This window comes from Acinetobacter sp. YH12120, assembly GCF_013418795.1.
Taxonomy (GTDB): domain Bacteria; phylum Pseudomonadota; class Gammaproteobacteria; order Pseudomonadales; family Moraxellaceae; genus Acinetobacter; species Acinetobacter towneri.
Genome location: NZ_VPBI01000009.1, coordinates 64690 through 81548, shown reverse-complemented (window position 1 = coordinate 81548; position 16859 = coordinate 64690). Strand labels below are relative to the sequence as shown.

Genomic DNA, 16859 nt, shown 5'->3' with positions numbered 1-16859 from the left:
TAACTAAATGATGCGCATATTGTTCAATTTACAGACAAAACACGACTTAATTTTAACTTTGTCTGTATGTACACTAACTTTTCGCCTAAAGTTTAACTCGTAAAAAAGGCAACACTCATGTTGCCTGTTCTAATGAATGAATGATATTCCACCTTAGTGTACTGTTGTGGCTTGAAGATAGTGCTGTAATTGTTCGCGACTACCTTCAAACTTGAGTTGAATTTCATCTTCATGCAGCATACAGTGTTCTGCACTGGTAAATGAAATTTGAACTTGATATATCTTTGCAGGTGCATCAATTTGCTGACGTAAATACACCCGATCACCTAAACTTAAAACATAATGACTGCCGCCAATTACCGCGACACCTTGTTCATCTTCTAAGAGCAAATCTGCATTATGCAGGTAAGCAACCACTTCCATTATGCGCTCCTACTGTTTTTGTTATGTTTTTAATTATTCATGAAAAAGATAAGCTTTGCCAGTTTTAAGATTTAGAACTTGTCACAATTTATTTGTTGATTATTTTAGTTTTAGACGTTTGATTTACTTAGGCTATTTTTGATAAAAGATATAGAGGTACAAAACATATTTCAATTTTAATTCATAAAAAAACCGTTCTTTTAGAACGGTTTGTAATCAGGCATTTTATCATGCGGGGTCGCGATACATTTTTCAGTAAATTGCGTACGGACTTTTTCACGTGCCGCATCAACATCACCATTAATTTCTTCAAGTGGCAATGCATATACTTGCTCAATAATCTCTGAGATAAAATTACGGGTAATGTCATCTTCAATTTTATTGGCATGCTCAATCGCACGTTCTTTTTCAATCGCATTTTGACGATCTAGCATGATGGTACGCGCAGCATTGCCAACACTTCGGCAATAGCCTTGCCATTGTTCTTCAGGGGTTAAGGGTTTCTTTTCTGCACAACCCATTAATGCAAGCACTGCAGTCACCACCAAAATCTTTTTCATTGAAGCTCTCCTGTTGTGCTTATGATAATCAAAAGTTGACATAAATACGAAACTATCCATGCACAAGCTTAAAAAATGCGCTCTGATAGAACGCATTTTTAAGTGAGGTTGCCGTTAGAAGCGCCAGTTATAGAAAATATCCACTGCGCGTTCTAAAGCTTGGCTGGCTTCTAAGTACAGTCGCTTATTCATTTGATAACGCAAAGTCAATTTATTGACAGGTGTGAAAACCCCCACACCATAACGAATAAACAAGTCTGGGGTGATATAACCCGTCAAACTGACTTGGGTATCATCGCCTGTACCTTGGGCATCAAGTGCCAAACCACTTAAACCGAAGGTACGTCCAATTTGATTGGTCAAGGCACGTGTACCACCCAATCCCATACTAATACCTGCCGCTGCAATAGTATTGTTGACGTCTGACTTAAAGCTTTCGGTCTGACTTAAACCACTGGTACCTTCATTGATACGACCTGTGATCAAAGCATTTAATGCTTCTTGTTCAGATAAGCCTGCATCGTTATAGACCTGAATGTTCGGACTGCTGGCTGTGCCTGTAACTCTAAAGCCGACCATGCTGCCCTGTACATTTTTATTGGCATCCATATCTAAAGTTGGGTTAGAAATTGGGCCATTAAAACGCGCAATGGCACGGTTCAAATCCAGACTTTGTCCATAGGCTTCAATTTTCACACGCTGGCTGACCCCAATCGCACCATTGGCACGCATCGCAGTTTCTAAACCACGTTGAGATAAATACAAACGTCCAATCAGTGGAATACGGCTATTAAAACCTTGGAAAATGACCCGATCACCCAAATTCAATTCAAGATCGGCACGAATATCCCATGGACGAGCTGAACGTAATAATGCCAGTTGATCTTGTCCTTCATGTACCACACGCACATCCGAAGACACGTTAACCACAGGTGCAGACACTTCAGGCATAGAAATTAAAGCCCGAGGTACATCTACACGTCCTTTTAAACTCAGTTTTTTCTGGAAAGGTAAAACATCTAAGGATACATCTGGCGTAATCATTGCAGTAATTAGCGGTGCTTGACGAATTAATAAGTCTTTACCGTTTAAATTTAACTGAATACGCGGATCATTTTTCCAATCCACACTGCCCGTTAAACGCCCTACACCACCACCGCTGTTAAATGCGCCATTAATGCTGGCTTGATCTTGGCGGATAGAGGAATAGACCTGCACATTGGTCAGATTTACAGGTAACGAAATCATGCTGATCGCACCATCTTTCAGGCGCATTTCACCTGTGAGCAATGGTGAAGTTAAAGTCCCATTGATCTTGCCAGCAAAGGACAAAATGCCTGCCATTGAGCGCACATCGGCAATAAACGGTTTAAAAACTTTAAGTTGTACCTGATCAAAGGCAATTTCACCGCGCATTGGCATGTTTTTAGTGTAAGGATCAATCAGCACATTGGCATAACCTGTACCAATTTCAGGTGTTTTCACATCTATGCGTAATTTCAAGCCTTCGGCAATGCTTTTTGCGACCACAGCCACTTGTTCATAGCGCAAGGTTGAGCCTATATCTTGTGGATCGTCCGCAGCAAGTCCAATGACGCCATCACGCGTGACCAAATGTGCATCAATTTTTGGCTTCTGTCCTTTTGCCCACGCCGCTTTGGCATACCCATTAACCTTGCCTGTAATCGCCAAACCTTCAGGCATAAATGCAGAAAAGTCATTTAAGTCTAAGTTTTGAGTCACAAATGATGCATTGGCTTTGGTTTTACTCACACGAATAGGTTGATCAAAACACAATTGGCTTTGCTGACTCATCCAACAATGCGCACCAACATACAACTCACTGGTTCTATGTTGATAAATCACGGCTGCGTTTTGGCGCTGTGCCAAGTGGGTTCTTAAGGAGTCAAAATCTCCTTTCTGAATTTGTCCCATCCAATCATTTTGTGCATTTAAACCACCCGCCAATTGTACATAAAACTTACTCAGCTTATTTTCGGCTTCTAGTTTTAAAATATGTGCCTGACGTGTACCTGCTAAAGAAATCTGCCCTTGCTCGATGCCACGGTTGCCACTGCGTAAATTTTCCATGGATGCCGTCATCAGCGTTGGCGTATTTTCAGAGGTTGGCAATTCACCTTGTAGGCGCAATTTACGCACGCTGAAAATATTATTTACACTGAACTGATCAACAGCGAAATTGGCAGTGGCTTGTAAGCGTGGCTGCGACTGCACATTGATATAGCCATACGCACGTCCACGTAAACCTGAATAGATTTCGTATAAAGCAGGCGCATTGACTTTAATACGCAGATTTTGTGCATTCCCCGTTGCTTGTAACTGATTTTTGGCATAAGACAAAAATAGATTATTGGCTTCAAACTGTTTTGGTAAAAAGCCTTTTTGATTAGCATCAATCAACATGGCTAAATTCCCCGTACCACGTACAGGTTTATTATTGAGCATGCCTGCCAAATTCAGACGTTCAATGTTGATCCGTTTTTGAGTGTCTGACCAAATACCTTGAGTGCGAATATTGCCCGATAATTCACCACGTACACTGGACACAAAATAGTGCGGCTTAAAGCGAATTAAAGAAGTGTTTAAATTCCAGCTCACCCCCTGATTCAAATGCAGCAAACCATCCGCCACAATTTGCCCTGCAACACCATTATGGCGTAAGTCGCTAATTTTAATTAGTTCCTGCGTACCCGATAATTTTAGTTTTAAATGTCCTTCACTGCCTTGAATGGCACTGGCATTTAACCCACCATCATAATTCACGGCAAAACTTTTAAAGCCACCACCAGCTTTCACATCATGGAACAATAAAGCGATGGTGCTTTGCCCAGTTAAATGTACGTTTTCATTTTGATTGACCAAACGCCCTGTCAAATTAATATCTTTCAAATGAATAATTTGCTGATTCGGCAATGCAAAACCATTGGCTTTAAACTGCCCATTTAACACATTAACAGGTGCTGCGGTGCTGATACTTTGCGGATTAAAGTTTTTCGCAGCCAATACCGCATTCCATTTCAACTGACGTTTATCAGTTGGTAAATCAATGACGGCGCTGCCTGCCAAATGACTATCTGCAGTATCAAATTTAAAATTAGGAATATTTAAACGATTATTCTTTAAATTCAATTTGGCTTGGTACATGCCCGCAGGTAACATGGTTTTTTCATGTGTGCTGACTTTACTCGCCACAAAAATATCTTGCTGACCTTCTACCAAGGCCAATTGCACATCACCCGATTCACTTTTCAACCAACCCACATACGGCACAGCACGGTCTATGTTGTTCCAGCGCACATCAAGCAACATCGGATTTGCCGCTTTGCCCTGCGCAGGTTTTTGATCGAGTTTTAAATTCCAAGTTTCATATTGGTCAAAATCGACTTGTGCAGTTAAGTGTGTGCCTTTTTCCAAATGACCTTTAGATGCTAAATTGGCATCTAAACTTGGCGGTAAAAAGTCTTTGACCACTTGAGGAATTAGTGGATCTTTAGGATTAATTTTATCCAGACGTCCTGTTAAATCCCAATTGACTTTTTTATCCCAACTGACAATGCCCGCTACATTGGCAGCACCTTGCATAAGTTGTGCATTTAAATTACTGATATTCAGTTGATGAACTAAATCGGTATACATCAGACCTGTATATTGACCTTTAGGGATGTGTTTACCGCTCAAATCCGTATTGACATCAATATCTAAACGCTTGATATCGCCTTTAAATTTAGCTGCACCTGCTTGGGTAAAAAGTTCCTGCTCGGTCAAAATAGGCCAACGGTAGTTTTTAAATTGTAACTCACCAAACATTGGCACTTGCTTACGCATTGGATGCAGCACCACCCATCCCGTGAGCAAATCAGGCGTATTTGTTGCAACACCCGCCTGAATCGTGTCGAGTGTGCCTTTGCCTACTACTTTAATATCGTGAATATTTAAGCTGTCATGTAAAGAGGGAATATTTAAATCACCCACCACATTAAGCGGATATTTACCTTCAAATTTCATATCGCCTGTGGCATTGCGTACATTCAAATATCCCATATCCATATTGGAATCTTCAAATTTCAGTTCTGTACCCGACCACAAGGCATTATTTAAATCAATATCGTAAAAATCGACCTGCGTACCAGAGGCGGTTTGAATCAATAAATGATCGACATCGGCAGTATCTAAACGCAAAACAAAAGGTAAGCGAATTTCATTGAATTTGAATGGATCATCACTTGGTGGGCCTTTCGGATAAATCCGCAGATTACGCACATCGGCACGATTGAGATGGATTTCTTTATCTAAAATAGCACGCCAACCAAGAATGACATCGGCACGGTCAATTTTGACATCAACAGGTTTTAAACTGACGATGATATTGCGCAGAATAATCCCGCGCCATAAATTACCGCCTTCATATTCATAATGAATAATTTCTTGGCGCTGCAATACGCTGTCTAATAAGAACTTTGAGCCACGGTCTGTTGAGAACATCACCACCAAAGCGGACACCAATAAAACCAGCATCAACAGCAGTGACAGTAAAACACTCCTGAGTATTCGACGCTTTTTAGGTGGCGTTACTGGAGTTTCTGGTTGCTGTTCAACTTCAGCCATAATGTTCTCTAAGTCTTAAATTTATAGTTGAGAGCCAATAAAGAAATGTAAACGGATTGGATGGTTATCATCTGAAATACCAGAAGCCACATCAATCCGAATTGGGCCAATTGGTGATGCCCAACGTACCCCCAAACCTACGCTATATTCGGTGTCGTTGCTAAAGTCTTTATCGTAAGCATTACCAAAATCACTAAATACTGCTGCGCGCCACCCCTCTTTAAATTGATAGTTATATTCTAATGAACCAACCGCCAAAGCCTGACCTCCAATTTTAAAGCCTTCAATTTGTGGTGTTAAAGACTTGTAGTCAAAGCCACGTAAAGACTGGTCACCACCAGTAAAATAACGCAAATTATAAGGCACTTTATTAAAATCTTCGGTGTAGATATAACCTAAGTCACTGCGTCCGACAAACTGATGATCGTCATTTTCACCCAATGAATAAATAAAACGCCAACCTGCATTTAGAATGGCTAAATCTGCATCGCTGAGCAGTGATTCACTCCCCAGTTCTATTTTATAAATTTGGCGGAAACCTTTGCTTGGGTTAACACGACGGTTACTGTCGGTACGTGAAACTTCATAGCCAAGCAATAACGATTGTTGCTCGACATCACCATTGGCAATAAAGGCATCAGGCACTTTTTCCAAAAATACAGTGCCATCTTCAGTTAAGCGATCCAGTCGATAACGCAAGCCAAAAGTATGTTGCCAACTGCCCATTGGGTTTTTAATCACACGGTCTACACCTGCAACCGCAGATTCAATCATCAAGCCGCCACCTTGTGCAACATCGTCACGTTCTTCACGCTCATAACCGCCAACCAACGCGACATAATCATTCAGTGGATGGTTATAAGGAATGTTATAGCGTCCATCAATGGCTTGACGAATTTGTGAAAGCTCCAAGTTGGCATCGAAAGAGTGACCACGTTTATTGACAATGGCACGGCGATATTGCCCACGCAAACGTACGCCTGTGTCAGTTCCGTAACCCGCACCGACTTCGGCACTATTTAAGCGGTCTGCATTTAAAGTCACAATCACAGGAATTTTTTTGTCGATACGTGCCTGTTGTTTTAAGCGTTCTTCTTCTGATTGTTTGTCTTCTTGCTGTGCTTGTAGCATGCGCAGCTTATCGTTGCTCGCACCTTCTTCTGTGCCTGCAAACTCAGCTTCATTCACCACAGATTGCGTCACTTCCTGAGATGACACCACCCGTTTTTGATCGACGACTGTGGCATCGTAAACAGAGAGTTTTTGTTGATCGACCAAAGCCTGAATATCAGGCGGTAATTCCAAAGGATACTCGACAGGATCAGGGCGAATTGTATCAACCAAGGTGTAGTTGAAATAACGCGAGTTGGTGAGGTTATTGGCCAAACCATTTACACGCCAAAAAGTATAGTCAGCATTGTCCTGCCAAGTGACCATACTTTGCAGAATATCCATATCCAAAGGGAATTCTTGATTTGGATCGCTCATACGAAATTCAACATTTCCGAGTTTATAACGCTCGCCTGTTTCATAACGTAAATTGATATCGGCTGTATTTTGAGGTTGAGCGACTTTAACGTCATGCAAACGCCAGTAACTGTCAAAATAACCGTTATCTGAAGCGGCATCGGTAATTCGTTTTTTGGTTTGCTCATACAAACCATGATTAAACACATCATCTACTTCTTGATCAGGCAAGACACCAATAACCTGAAATTGTGCCTCGTATTGTCCTTCACCTGTAAATTCAATATTTTGCTGTTTAATCGCCACAGGTGGATTTGGCACAACCTGCACACGCACGCGGCTATCACTGAGTTTTTCAAACTTAAACTCGGCATTATAAAAACCCACCGCCTGCGCAGCCTGATTTGACAACGTACGCAGTTGCGGCAATGCCGATGGAAAATCTGCAAAAGATTCCTGGGTAAAACTGGAAAGTTTGGCCTTAATATTGGCACTTAAATGATCCACCGCTGTACGATAAGCATCGGGCGACACTTCTCCAATTGAGTTTTGTGTACCATTGGCGCCATTTGCGGTAATGACTACATCTGCACTAATACGCGGCACTTTGGCTGTGTTTAGCTCACGCGGTGGACGGACTTTATACAGTAAACGTCTGAAAAAACCGGGTTTATCGGCATTTTCGACCTGCGTCATCCAGCCCAATTCAGTCATTAAGGTATCGTTAGGATTGGCTTCCACTACAAAATTACTGTCTGCCTGAATATTGGTTATGAGCTGATCGACATTTACAGGCGCTTGATCAATTTGCAGTAGCTCCTGCTGTGTTGCGTCTTGAACCAACGTTTCTGGCACTTGACCATTGCGGTCTAGCATCGCTTCTTGTTTGGCTTGTTCTGCCACCTGAAAAATTTCATTGGCAAGCCCCTGATCTACAGGTGCAATGGGTAAATCTTCTAAGTCTTCAAATTCGATAGGCTGAAATTCAGCAAAAGATGCCCCTGCCTGTTGTTGCTGTTGCAGCATTTCTAGACTATTAAATTCAGGTGTTTGCGCTTGCTCTAAAGCTTCTTCTATTTTTTGTAGATCTTGGGCACTGTCTTTACCTTGTGCTGCTGCCAGTTGTTTAATTTCTTCAGCTAAATTTTGTGCTTCTTCTGTAGTTGGAGTCTGCAGTGATGTAGGATTTTCAGCGAGTTGGGTGTTGGAGTTAGATACCTTAAGACTTTCTGCAAAACTTGAGGATGCAACTAAACCTAAAAACAGACTTAGTCCGAGCTTTTTCGGCATATTCCAGCATAAAATTGCATGCATACTGGAACACAGTACTGATTTTTTAAAGTTTGTATTTACAAGCATAAAAAACTCTAAACTGATTTAATTTTTTGGATAAACCCCAATCAACCCACGTATAAACACTATTTGTTCGATTTTTTCATTAGTGAAATACTTGAAACATCATACATGATTTTCTGTACAATTATATCAAGTGGTCACATTTCTTAATAAAACTAAACGAAGTTAATCATGCATGAAAAAAAATGAACATTTGTTAAAGAGTCGTCGCTTTTTGCCGATGTTTCTCACTCAATTTTTTGGCGCACTCAATGATAATGTGTATAAACAAGCGCTGCTTTTGGTCTTTACCTATGGCTGGATTAGCCAACAATCTGCAAATGTCAGCACCCTGAACAATTTGGCAGCCCTGCTGTTTATTTTGCCCTATTTCATTTTTTCTGCCACCGCAGGACAATTGGCAGACAAGTATGAACGCGCTCAATTGGTACGTGCCATCAAACTGCTTGAAATTATCATCATGCTGATTGGTACCGTTGGTTTTATTTTAGGAAATTTGTGGCTGTTGCTGATGGCCTTGTTTTTAATGGGTGCACAATCGACCTTTTTTGGCCCAATCAAATATGCCATTTTGCCTGAAGTACTCAAACCGCATGAACTGATGTCGGGCAATGCAATTTTCCAGTCAGGTACATCCATTGCAATTTTATTGGGGATGATTTTAGGCGGTGCAGTGATTTCGGTATCTGCAGGCAATTTAGTCTGGATTAGCTTAACTGTGGTGATTATTGCACTAATTGGTTATGCCTCAAGTCGTTTTGTGCTGACGCAGCGCGTCACGGCACCCGACATTCAAATTGACTGGAATTTTTTCCGTACCAGTTTCCAGACTTTAAAATATGCCAAAAGCCTGCCGATGATTTTTCTAATATTATTGGGCAATTCTTGGTATTGGTTTTATGGGGCAACGTATTTAACCCAAATTCCACAGCTCACTCAACAAAACTTGCATGCTTCTGAAAATGTGGTGAGTTTATTACTGACACTCTTTTCTGTCGGTATTGGCGTAGGTTCTTTGCTCTGCCGTAAAATAGGCGGTACCGAGGTCAATATTAAAATGGTGCCTATTGGCGCAGTCGGTTTAACCGTCTTTGCTTTTTATTTGGCAGGCACATTGGCTTTTGTACCAGAAAAAACAGGCGCACTACTGGGCTTAGCCGAAGTCTTTCAGCAAGGCTGGAGTTATTATCATGTCATGTGTGCAGTCACTTTACTGGGCATTAGTGGCGGTTTTTACATTGTGCCCTTGTATGCCATAATGCAAGCCTATTCCCCTCGCTCGCACCGCGCACGTGTGGTCGCAGCCAACAATATTTTAAATGCGGTATTTATGGTGTCATCTGCCATTTTTTCGATTTTAATTTTAAGCATTTTAAAAATTGATTTAAAAATTTTATTTAGTATTACGGCTGTTTTAAGTGCTGTTTTCACCTTTTGGCTCTTGTTAAAGCTCAAGCCAATGTTAGATACTGCACAGGACTCTTTGGAGGATTAATTTCATGCGTCATTACACAGGCATCGACAAGTTTATTCATTCATTTGACCAAGCCTTACGTAGTTTAGTACCTGGCACAACTTCGGCTCAACGTGAAAACCCGGGCAATACGGTTGAAACCAAATTGGCTGTGAGTGAAGCACGTCATGTTGCAGGCTTAATGCGAGTAAACCATAGTGGTGAAGTCTGTGCACAAGCCTTATATCACGGTCAGGCTTTAACTGCGAAATTGCCCAATGTACGTCGTGAAATGGAACAGGCTGCAATTGAAGAACAAGACCATTTGGCGTGGTGCGAAGACCGCTTAAAAGAGTTAGACAGTCACACCAGTTTGCTTAATCCTGTATGGTATGGCTTGTCTTTTGGGATGGGTGCAATTGCAGGTATTGCGGGCGATAAATACAGTTTGGGTTTTGTGGCAGAAACTGAACGTCAAGTCAGCTTGCATTTAGAACATCATATTAGCCAATTGCCTGAACAAGATGATCGTTCACGTAAAATTCTAGTCCAAATGAATGAAGATGAATTGCATCATCGCGATACGGCGCTCAAAGCAGGTGGTGTAGATTTGCCTGTACCTGTACGTTTGACCATGACTGCGATTTCCAAGCTCATGACCAAGACCAGTTATTATATTTAATGAATTGATAACACTTAAACGCTCACAATTGTGGGCGTTTTTTTATGTCATTGGAATAGAAAACATCTCGATTAAAACGATCAAAAAATAACAGAGAAAGAGCCGATCTTGAGTTATCCCAAGATTTATCCGCAGATTTTGTGGATATTTTTTAAGTGCAAAGCCGTATAAATACAGAAAAATATTGTTTTTGATGGTTTTTCATACAAATATATCAGAAAGATATGACACGGTGATGTTAACCGAAACGAGATCACAGATCACAGCCAAAATTTAAAGATGTGTAGTACGAATCTACCCCTTTTATTGGCTGATTTATTCTTCACAACTCACAATTGGGTAGTCATGCTCTGGATGCACAAAAGCCTCATCTTGCCAAATATCCCACATTGGAATTTTAACATCTAAAGCCAGTGGCAGTTTTTTCGGATTGAATTGCATTTGAGCTAAATTTTCACCCCACGCAATAATATCAATATCCAGCGGAATATCATGCGATGGACGCACACGCCCTGCTGCAACTTCCAATTCCTTAAGGATGACGTTTAGATGCTCAAAGCTTAAACGGCTTTTTAGCAAACAAGCAGAATTCCAATAGTCTGCACCAATTCCATCACGGCATGGAATCAGATAAATGTGCGAAAAATGCACTTCACCCAATGCAGCAATTTGCTGATAGGCATTTTTAAACTGACGCGGTGCTTCGCAGTTACTCGCCAGAGCGAGGGCAAAAATCGTTTCGGTGGCGTTCAAGACGAATTCCTACAGAATTGGCTTCTGGAATAATGGCAGGTTTGCGAATGGTGATGGTAATGGATTCAATGGCGGCAAAAGTCGTAAAAAGTGCATCCAATACCAATTGTGCGGCATGCTCAATCAATTTGGGCGCAGCCTGCTGAATCACTTGCGCTGAAATGCTGCAAATTTCTGCATAATTGAGCGTGTCTTGCAATTCATCTGAAGCTGCAGCTTGGCTTAAATTGGTGGCAATAATCAAATCCAACATAAGCGGTTGTTGAATCTGACGCTCCCATGCAAAACAGCCGACGACTGTTTCTACCTTTAAGCCTTCAATGATAATTGCATCCATGACCACACTCTATATTTCATTTTAAATCCTTCTATCTCTGTCTATTGAAAGGGATATTTGCCGTATTTTAAAGCCACACTGAACTCATAAAACAAAAGATCGGTGGCTTTAAAATATGCAACCAGAAGGCTTGATTCGCCCAATATGGATAATTAATGCTTTAACAACAAATTCGGATCAATACTTTGTACCATCTGCAGTCGTTGATCGGCATAAATATCGGTATAAGGTGCTAAAACGCGCATGAAACGGTCAAAGTACAACATTTGCTTGAACAGTAAAGCAAAGTCACGTGGGAAACGAATCCCATGACGCTCACCCACAGCAACCATATCAAGCATGATGTCATTTAAATCTGCAGGGTTAGAAGTCAGCAATTCTTGAGGATCAGCCAGCAATACGCCACTAAATAAACGCTCTAAATCTGCTGCCAAAACCTGAGTATCAATTTGCGTGTCAGTCATGCCCATTTTGAGCATATTTTCCGCCATAAGCGTGTAGTTGGTATTTTGCAAGGCATCCATAAAGGCCATACAAGCAGTCCACACTTCAGGATTTAGCTGTCCGACAATACCAAAATCAATAAAGCCGACACGCCCATCTTCAAGCAACATCAGGTTGCCTGCGTGTAAATCGGCATGGAAACTGTTACACATCATCAAGCTACCAAACCATGTATTCATGGCAGTAATCAACACTTGCGATGGATCGTTAGATACTTGTTTCACCACGTCAAAATCGGTCAAAGGTACGCCATACAAACGCTGCATGGTCAATACGCGACGGGTGGAATATTGATGATAGACCTTAGGTGCAGTGGCTTTTGTATTTTGGGTTAAATTCAGATAATTAATAAAATCATCTAGGTTACGTGCTTCTTCAATAAAGTCGACTTCACGCACCATACGGGTTTTGATTTCTTCGACAATATCGGCCAATGACGCAAATTTGACTTTAGGTACAGCTTTTTCGAGCAGTTTAGTCGCCCAGTGCAAGACGTTTAAATCGGTATAGAGAATAGTTTCTACCCCCGGTTTTTGCACTTTAATCACCACATCTTCGCCACTCACCAATTTTGCAGCGTGTACTTGTGCAATAGATGCTGAAGCTAGAGGCTTTTCATCTATTGAGGCAAATATTTCATCTAAATTGCGCCCTGCAAATTCAGATGCCAATACTTGCTGCACATAGCTAAACGGTAAAGTTGGAGTTTGGTCTAAACAACCTTGAAACTCTTCGACATATTCACGCGGGAACAATGACGGTGTACTGGCAATAAACTGCCCAAGTTTAATGTAGGTTGAACCTAAAGATTCAAATGTTTCGCGCATGAGTTTGGCATTACTTGGCTTTTCAGTGGCATATTTAATGCCTGCTTTGGCTGCCACTACGGCAGTTTCACCCATGCGAGCAACTGAACGTAAACCATCTAACCAGATATTATTTTTCATCATGTCTGAGTCATATTAAAGTAGTGAGAGTTTAACAAAAAATTGCCAAGTAAAAAGGCTATCTTGCCTGACAAACTGGACAGTTGTGGTCTTGATCAAACGACAATAAGCGTTGTTTCATGCTTAAACCATCCCAAAGTAATAGCTTTTGTTTCAGCGCGGTGTTGCCTAAACCCAAGTACAATAAGGCATGATGCGCTTGTAAACTGGCCATGACGTTGGGAGTGGTTGCCAATACGCCACTGTCAGCGCAGCGCAAACTTTCATTGGCATGTTGTTCTTTCGGGAACAGACATTCATAGCAAGCAGAATCACCTTCGACCATGAACATTTGCCCTTGAAAACCAATGGCAGAGGCACTGAGTAAAGGTACATTCAATTGTCGGCAATATTGATTGACCAAATATCGGGTACTGAAATTATCACAACCATCTAAAACTAGGTCCTGTTGGGCAACTAAAGTGCCTGCATTTTGCGCATCTAACAGCGTGGTTAAACAAACAATCTCGATATAAGGATTAATTTGCATTAATCTTTTTGCGAGAATTTCGGCCTTATAAAAGCCTAAATCTGCGGGGGTATAGGCGATTTGTCGTTGCAAATTACTGGTTTCAATCACATCAGCATCAATCAGAGTGATTTTTCCCACGCCTGCACGTGCAAGTAATTCTGCGCTTAAACAGCCAATCCCGCCACCCCCCACAACAAGTACGTTGGCCAGTTTTAATTTTTCTTGGGCTTCAATATCCCAGCCATCCAATAAAATTTGTCGGCTATATAGATGCATTTCTGCATCGCTCAATTCCAACTGAGTATCGAATATGCTTTCCAAGAAAATGCCCTATTCTGCAAAACCAAAACGCCAAGTATAACGGGTATTCAAAGCAAACCGCCATGACGGCGGTTGAATTGTTGCGTATTTGAACAGATGGAGATGTGCAACGACTTGCTTAAAAGTGCATCCGCATGCCTACGTTATAAGTAACGCCATCGGCATCGCCTATATATTCATTATAATAGGCAATTCCACCATTCCAGTAACATGCCGTATTCCCGACTTTGTCTGAGGTTGTCCCATCTTTACAGGTGGTATTCGAGGTGCTGTCATATAACCATTTATAACCGGCAGTGGCGTAAATCGAGAAATCAGGAACAAAGTTCAAACCGACTTCTACGCCCACAGGTAAAGTGACAAAATTGACATCATTGGCAAGCAGCTTTGAACTTGCGCCGCTATAACCTAGACCTGCGTATGTATTGAAATAAAAACCATGATAGCTGATCAGGTTTAAATTCCCACCCATATTGAATTCATAATAATCCAAATCGTATTCATTGTTTTTTAAGAATTCCAATCTGCCATAAAAACCTGAGCGATGTGGCGTGGTGGAAACACCCAAAGCAAAACCATCTAGTTCTACTGTATCGCCACTGTCAAAATCTGCTTCAAAATTGGCGTATTCGGCAAAGACTGCATAATTTTTTTGTGGCGTTTTTGCTGCTGGATAGCTGGAATAGGCTGTACTTTCAGCAGTTGGCGCTGGGTTCCAGTTTTGTGCATAACTGCCAGAGGCACACAACAGTAAAGCTGCGCCCATCCATATCGACTTCGTAAATATCCGCTTTGACGGCTGCGTGAAATTTAAATGAGCTGTTACCATGATGTTCTCCCCCAATATGTATTGCGCTGCCTACATGCTTTTATCGTAATCGAAGTACATGCAGCCTTGTTCATTGTGTCAGCATAAAGTTGAAAATATCACATCACCAATATGATGCACACATTTTCTATCGATTGAGTTCGTGCTTGCATAATCGGGTGGTTTAAATAAAGAATACAGATTTAAAAAAACGCCAATCTGTATGAATGGCGTTTTTCTTATGGCGCAATAATTAACAGGGCCTATTGGCTGAATTTAGCTCACTTTTTTAAAAGCATTTTGTTTTGCAATTTCTTGTTGCTTCAATAAATTACGCTGAATTTTTCCACTGGATGTTTTAGGCAAACTGCTGACAAATTCAATTTCTTTAGGATAGGCATGTTTCGATAAGCGTGAACGCACATACTGTTGCAGCTTTTCCTGCAATGCAGTGCTTGGTTGATATTGATTTTTTAACACCACAAAGGCTTTTACCACTTCTGTACGCTCTGGGTCTGGCTTACCAATTACTGCGGATTCAAGCACTTCCTCACATTCAAGCAAAGTACTTTCTACATCAAAAGGCCCGACACGATAACCCGAAGTTGTAATGACATCGTCTGCACGACCAATAAAATCAATCCCACCAAATTCATTTAAACGTACCGTATCACCCGTTAAATAATACTGTCCCACAAATGATTTACGGTCATCCCCATCGTAACCTTTGAACCACATTAAAGGCGATTGTGATTCATCCAGTGCAAGTGTGCCAATTTCGCCGTGAGCGACTTCCTGATGCTGTGCATTTAAAACCGCGAAACGATGTCCGGGAATAGCATAACCCGCAGAACCTACTTTTTTCTGATGTTCCAGTGCATGATGATTGGCAATCACCATCCCCAATTCGGTTTGTCCATATTGATCATAAATATTGACTTGTAAATCATGCTTAAACCAATGAATCACTTCTGGTGTGAGCGGCTCGCCTGCACTGCTAACCACACGCAGATGTCGTTGAATATCACCATCAAACTTTTCTTTAAAACCAAAGAACATTCTAAATGCGGTTGGTGAACCTGTTAAATTACTCACCTGATATTTACGGATAATTTCCAGTGCATGATCAACACTAAATGGACGTTCATCCATAATAATGCTATGCCCCAAACTCAGTGGCCCTGTAATACCGTAATACAAGCCATAAGCCCAACCAGGGTCGGCTAAATTCCAAAATGAATCTTCTGCTCTTAAATCGACTGCATGCTGCATATAACCTTTAAATGCCACAATGGCTTTTAAAGGCACAGGTACAGATTTAGCTAAACCCGTAGTGCCTGATGTAAACATCATCAGAAAATCATCTTCAAAACTGCGATACACGGTTTCAAAGTAAGTGTCTTGAGTGCTTAGAACTTGCCAAAAATCTGTATCATGGTTTTGAGCTTGATTTGCTGCGTCCACAGTTAAAATTTTCACATTAGACAAGGCATTTAGTTTTGGACGCTGCTCAGTATTGGTCACAATGAGCTGCGTCTTTGCAGTTTGAATACGGTGCTCAATCGCTTTAGATTCAAAGGCTGTAAATAAAGGCTGATACACTGCCCCAATGCGCCATGTGGCAAAAACCGTAATTAACAATTCAGGCGTACGCGGCAATAATCCTGCAATACAATCACCTGCTTTTAAGCCCAGTTGAGTAAAATAATTTGCCAATTTTCCAGATGCTTCTGCCAGTTGATCAAATGTCCACGATGCAGTTTGACCGTGTTTGCCGTCCCAAATTAAGGCAGTTTGTTGAGTACCCGTATAGCGTCCGCAACATTCTTCATAGGCATTAAGTGCCGTTGGCGTTCCTGCCAATTGGGTTTGAATCAGTTGCTCAATATCAAACTGTTGATATGCCTCTTGCAAAGTTTTCATTCTTTTAAGCTCCGTCTTAAACTGATGACACTGCAATTCATTTGCAGCAATATGCGTTATTGTTTTAACCGTTTTTACAAGTTAGGATTGAATCGCTCTTTAAAATTTAAATTAGGTTTGCTGTGTTGAAGTCGATCATGCAACGCAATCACGACATGATCTTCGCGTATTTTTCAATCAAGTTAGCT

At 41.2% G+C, this 16859-nt stretch carries 12 protein-coding genes; 2 read left to right on the top strand and 10 right to left on the bottom strand.

Going from position 1 to position 16859, the window contains the following annotated elements; genetic code table 11:
* Positions 1-153: 153 nt before the first annotated feature.
* The 4 genes from FTU58_RS07905 to FTU58_RS07890 form a co-directional block, all read right to left on the bottom strand.
* Positions 154-423 (bottom strand): hypothetical protein, encoded by a 270-nt coding sequence (locus FTU58_RS07905; RefSeq protein WP_004973220.1) that lies wholly within the window; start codon positions 421-423, stop codon positions 154-156.
* Between the two features lie 200 nt (positions 424-623).
* Positions 624-983, bottom strand: coding sequence for a hypothetical protein (locus tag FTU58_RS07900; RefSeq protein WP_104852111.1), 360 nt, complete (start codon positions 981-983; stop codon positions 624-626).
* Positions 984-1097: 114 nt separating this feature from the next.
* Positions 1098-5609, bottom strand: coding sequence for a translocation/assembly module TamB domain-containing protein (locus FTU58_RS07895; protein WP_180062305.1), 4512 nt, complete (start codon positions 5607-5609; stop codon positions 1098-1100).
* A 21-nt stretch (positions 5610-5630) separates the two neighbouring features.
* Complete coding sequence (locus FTU58_RS07890; RefSeq protein ID WP_180043861.1) at positions 5631-8435, bottom strand: autotransporter assembly complex family protein; 2805 nt, start codon at positions 8433-8435, stop codon at positions 5631-5633.
* A gap of 172 nt (positions 8436-8607) precedes the next feature.
* Here FTU58_RS07890 and FTU58_RS07885 point away from each other — a divergent pair, with 172 nt between their 5' ends.
* Both FTU58_RS07885 and coq7 read left to right on the top strand, forming a co-directional pair.
* Entirely contained in the window at positions 8608-9927 is a 1320-nt protein-coding gene (locus FTU58_RS07885; protein ID WP_180062304.1) for an MFS transporter, read from the top strand.
* Between the two features lie 4 nt (positions 9928-9931).
* Complete coding sequence (coq7, locus tag FTU58_RS07880; RefSeq protein WP_004973212.1) at positions 9932-10567, top strand: 2-polyprenyl-3-methyl-6-methoxy-1,4-benzoquinone monooxygenase; 636 nt, start codon at positions 9932-9934, stop codon at positions 10565-10567.
* Between the two features lie 315 nt (positions 10568-10882).
* Here coq7 and FTU58_RS07875 read toward each other — a convergent pair whose 3' ends face one another.
* From FTU58_RS07875 to FTU58_RS07850, 6 genes are all read right to left on the bottom strand, one after another.
* On the bottom strand, positions 10883-11320 hold the full coding sequence (locus tag FTU58_RS07875; protein ID WP_178318661.1) for a 2-amino-4-hydroxy-6-hydroxymethyldihydropteridine diphosphokinase: 438 nt from the start codon (positions 11318-11320) through the stop codon (positions 10883-10885).
* Entirely contained in the window at positions 11277-11657 is a 381-nt protein-coding gene (folB, locus tag FTU58_RS07870; RefSeq protein WP_004973210.1) for a dihydroneopterin aldolase, read from the bottom strand. The genes FTU58_RS07875 and folB overlap by 44 nt, the downstream gene beginning before the upstream one ends.
* 152 nt (positions 11658-11809) lie before the next feature.
* The gene (locus FTU58_RS07865; protein ID WP_178865885.1) at positions 11810-13108 is read right to left on the bottom strand and encodes an AarF/ABC1/UbiB kinase family protein; all 1299 of its coding nucleotides are present in this window, start codon (positions 13106-13108) and stop codon (positions 11810-11812) included.
* A gap of 58 nt (positions 13109-13166) precedes the next feature.
* Positions 13167-13895 (bottom strand): HesA/MoeB/ThiF family protein, encoded by a 729-nt coding sequence (locus FTU58_RS07860; RefSeq protein ID WP_167846466.1) that lies wholly within the window; start codon positions 13893-13895, stop codon positions 13167-13169.
* A gap of 163 nt (positions 13896-14058) precedes the next feature.
* Complete coding sequence (locus FTU58_RS07855) at positions 14059-14769, bottom strand: hypothetical protein (protein WP_004973205.1); 711 nt, start codon at positions 14767-14769, stop codon at positions 14059-14061.
* Between the two features lie 255 nt (positions 14770-15024).
* A complete protein-coding gene (locus FTU58_RS07850; RefSeq protein WP_180062303.1) occupies positions 15025-16671 on the bottom strand; it encodes an AMP-binding protein in 1647 nt (548 codons plus the stop codon).
* Between the last annotated feature and the right edge of the window lie 188 nt (positions 16672-16859).